At 69.9% G+C, this 717-nt stretch carries 1 pseudogene; it reads right to left on the minus strand.

Annotated features, from left to right (window positions below):
* Positions 1 to 675: pseudogene (locus tag ABD211_RS15150) on the minus strand (polysaccharide deacetylase family protein); the annotation flags it as partial.
* Between the last annotated feature and the right edge of the window lie 42 nt (positions 676 to 717).

Genomic DNA, 717 nt, shown 5'->3' on the forward strand with positions numbered 1-717 from the left:
CGTGGTCGGCGGGGCCGACGTCGGGATCGTGCTGTCCGGCGCGACCGCGCGACCGGTGGCCGGCGAGATCATGCCCGGGCACATGTTGCGGCTACGCAGGTTCGCGGCGATCTGCGGGATGGCCGCCACGGTCGTCGCGTACTGGTCGTGCATGAGGATGATCTGGCCGTTCTGCAGGCTGTTCGCGGCCGACACGATGGCCGAGGTGCTCGCGCCGTTCCAGTCCTGCGAGTCGACGTCCCAAATGATCTCGGTAAGGCCGAGCTGCTGCTCGACGGCCTTGAGCGTCGCGTTCGTCTCGCCGTACGGCGGGCGGAACAGCTTCGGGGCCGCGCCGGTGAGCTGCTGCAGGGCATTCTGGGTCTGCTGCAGCTCGGACTGGATCTGCGACTGCGACAGGCTGGTCAGGTGCGGGTGCGTCCAGCTGTGGTTGCCGATCCAGTGGCCCGCGTTCTTCTGGGCCTGCGTCAGCGACGGGTTGTTCTGCGCGTTCTGGCCGATGTTGAACATCGTGGCGCGGATGCCCTGCGCGGCCAGCGCGTTGAGCAGACTGGTGGTGTTGCTCGCGTTGGGCCCGTCGTCATAGGTCAGGCCGACGTAGCCCCCGCTGCAGTTGGTCCAACCGGTGCCCGACGAGGTCGGCGGGGCGCTGGTCGGCGGGCGGGAGGTGACCACGGCGCTGGTCGGCGGCCGGCTGGTCGGCGGGGCGGCGTTGAG

Origin of the sequence: Luedemannella flava (genome assembly GCF_039528515.1) — a bacterium.
In the GTDB taxonomy this organism is placed as follows: domain Bacteria; phylum Actinomycetota; class Actinomycetes; order Mycobacteriales; family Micromonosporaceae; genus Luedemannella; species Luedemannella flava.